Here is a 2,914-nt window from a genome sequence, read left to right as displayed (position 1 = left end):
GAGCAGCGCGCCGTGGTCGGCGAACGGGATGTGGTTAAGGTACTCGCGATCGTTCTCAGCGTCGAAGGCGCCCCAGCCACCATTGCGGCTCTGCATACCAACGATCCAGCGCCGTGCCCTCTCGACTGCCTCCGCGTGCTCGGGTCGACCGTTGCGGTGGAGCAGCATGCCGACGACTGCTGTGTCGTCCACGTCGGGGTAGTGGTCGTTGCCATACTGGAAAGCCCAGCCACCGGGCTCGGCCTGGGGTCGCATCGCGGTCCAGTCACCGCGAACCTTCGTGATCTGCCGCGCTGCCAGCCAGTCGCAGGCCGCATCGAGATCTTCGCGCGCCTCAACGCCGCCAGTGCGAAGGGCCTCGATCATGGCATGTCCGGAGAGGCTGGTGTCCCAGACAGGCGAGACGCAGGGCTGGCAGAAGACCTCGTCGTCCTTTTCGACGAGAAGCTTCTCAATGGCTCCCCACATCGTGACGCAGCGTGGATCGTCCGTGGGATAGCCGAGCACGTCGTACATCATCAAAGCGTAGGCCATAGCTGGGTAGATCGCGCCGAGTCCGTCCTCGCCGTTTAGGCGCTCCTCCACGAAGGCGATGGCCTTGGAGATGGCGCTCTCGCGCGCAAGCTTCGAGAACAGGGGCTCGGTCCAGCGCAGCACAGTGTCGATGTGCTTGAACACCACGCTCCAGCGCGAGCGGTAGGGGCCGTGGATCCAGTCTCGAACCTGATCTGGCGGAGTCTGGAAGATCTCCTCGAAGGTCACTGCGCGTGGGTTGCGGGCGCGAGGCTGGAGCGCCTGCAGCACAAGGAGAGGCACCACGCAGACGCGAGCCCAGTAGGACATTGCCCAAACGTTAAAGAAGAACCACTTGGGCAAGTGCATGATCTCGACCGGCATCACAGGCACGCCACGCCAGGGAATAGCGCCAAACAGGGCGAGCTGGATGCGGGTGAAGACGTTGGCGCGTTCCGCGCCGCCGTGGCCGAGGATGGCTTGGCGCGCCCGTACCATGTGCGGCGCCTGCGGATCGTCGCCGATGGCCTTCAGGGCGCAGTACGCCTTCACGCTGGCAGACATGTTAAAGACGCCGCCGTGGAACATGGGCCAGCCGCCATGTTCGCCCTGGATGCGCCTGAGATAGATGCCAATACGGGCCTGCCGCTCGGGTGTGATGCGGTCCATGTAGTGCTCTAGGAGCACGTATTCGGCTGGGATAGTGGCATCCGCCTCCAGCTCGAAGACCCAGTGGCCGTCACGGTTCTGCCGCCGGCTCAAAGCCTGGCCGGCGTTGGTAATGGCGCACAGGTTCTCGAGCGCGGAGAAGCGAGGCTCCGTGTTCATCGATCACTCTACTGGTTGGGGTTTGATCTAGCGCTGGGGCTGGTCAGAGCAGCTTCAGGAAGTCGGCGAAGACACCGTCCCATTCAGCTTGATCCATCTCGACCAGCCCGAGGCTGCGGAGGAAGAAGGCGCCCTCGGCGGCAAAGAAGGCCGTTCGGGCCCGGCGCTGCGCCTCGGAATCGGGGTCGAACCTGCCGATCCAGCTGGCGTACCAGGCACGGACGGGTTCCAGGTGCTCAGGCGACTGCAGCAGGGTCATGAGCATGCCGACCATCTTGGTCTGGGACGCTTCGTCGACGCGGCTTGAAGCTGCAACGTAGCCACGTGCTTGTTCCGCGGTATCACTGTCCGGTGCGGTGCTGCGCGCGAGTTCAGCGTCGAAAGCCGCGAACCAACGCTCGATAAGGGCGGCAATCATGCCGTCCTTATCGCCGAAGCAGTATTGCAGGCCGCCCTTGGTGATGCCGGCCGCTTTGGCAACGGCGTCGAAGGTCAGCGCTGTAGCACCCTCTCGGCAGACGATCTGCTCCGCGTGGTCCAGCACCTTGTCACGGTCGATGGTTCGAGTTCGCCCCATTCACCCACGTCCGCATTAAATCCGTACGTACGGGTTTAAACAAGGAAGCTTGGCATAGCAAGCGCGAACCATGCCTGTGGGCCCACTCGCGCGCTTGGCGCAAGCCGATCGATGACCTTGCCTCGCTCCAGATTGCACAGGATTGTGCCGTAGCGCTGATCGCGCCGCCAGGCCCAATCATCGATGCCGAGCACCCACGGTGCGCGATCTGCCTGCGCGGATGCGCGGCCTCGCACGAGGCGCAGCAGCGTGTCGGGGCTGACCGGCAAGCCGAGGCGCACCGCCAGGCGTGCGCCGGCTTCACCGCCGAGCGCGAGACCGAGATGGTGCTGCAGGTCGCCGAGGCGGTGATTGCGGCGAGCGCCGGCCTGAGCCACGTTGGCGAGGCGCTCGGCGAAGACACCGCGAGGGCAGTGTGGCTGCGGGCAACTCCATCGCCGCGTCTAGACCGCGATGACGACGCGCCAATTTTGCCAGGGAAGGTCGGCTAGGGTGCGGGTGTAGCGGGAATGGGGACGAGCCGAGGTCTTCCACACCGCGGACAGCAGGCGGCCGTTGCGCGGGGATGAGTGCGGATGGTGATCTGGTCAGGATCAAGGTCGACCTGATCGACCACGAGGCTGGCCGGGACGAGGGGCAGCAGGCGTTTGGACACCGGCTCAGATGTGCAGTCGGGGTTCGCCGTTCACGATCCGTGTGGCTCCGTGACTCGCCACCTAGCTGCACCACAAACGCGGGAGAGCCCAAAGGTGGGTCAGACTACAATCGGCGTTGGCATCGTTATTTAATTCACATGCAATACTGAGGGAACAACTTGCTACCTGTCCAGCATGACAAGCCAAATCTCGGTAATATTCTGCCCATACTGCCCTAGATTGCTTTGTCTGTAATTACTCAGGGGGTCTCAGACGGCTCGGGTCAGTAGCGGCGTGGGTGTCGGGTCGCCCCCCTTGCCGTCTGACGGTTTGGCTGATTCCCTGTCGGGATGAGCCGCAG

The 2,914-nt window shown here is 63.9% G+C and carries 3 protein-coding genes; all 3 read right to left on the bottom strand.

What is annotated here, in order from left to right; all coding sequences use genetic code 11:
• Nucleotides 1-1,341: squalene--hopene cyclase (shc, locus tag VQ02_RS33125; protein WP_048448526.1), on the bottom strand; the 1,341-nt coding region annotated here is incomplete at its 3' end.
• A gap of 43 nt (nt 1,342-1,384) precedes the next feature.
• Nucleotides 1,385-1,918 carry a TetR/AcrR family transcriptional regulator gene (locus VQ02_RS33120; protein ID WP_048448525.1) on the bottom strand — a complete coding sequence of 178 codons (534 nt, stop codon included), beginning with the start codon at nt 1,916-1,918 and terminating at the stop codon, nt 1,385-1,387.
• Between the two features lie 35 nt (nt 1,919-1,953).
• Nucleotides 1,954-2,295, bottom strand: a complete 342-nt coding sequence (locus VQ02_RS37835; protein WP_157080910.1) for a hypothetical protein — start codon at nt 2,293-2,295, stop codon at nt 1,954-1,956.
• Nucleotides 2,296-2,914: the final 619 nt, after the last annotated feature.

The sequence above is a fragment of the Methylobacterium variabile genome, from assembly GCF_001043975.1.
In the GTDB taxonomy this organism is placed as follows: domain Bacteria; phylum Pseudomonadota; class Alphaproteobacteria; order Rhizobiales; family Beijerinckiaceae; genus Methylobacterium; species Methylobacterium variabile.
This window is presented reverse-complemented; position numbering and strand designations above follow the sequence as displayed.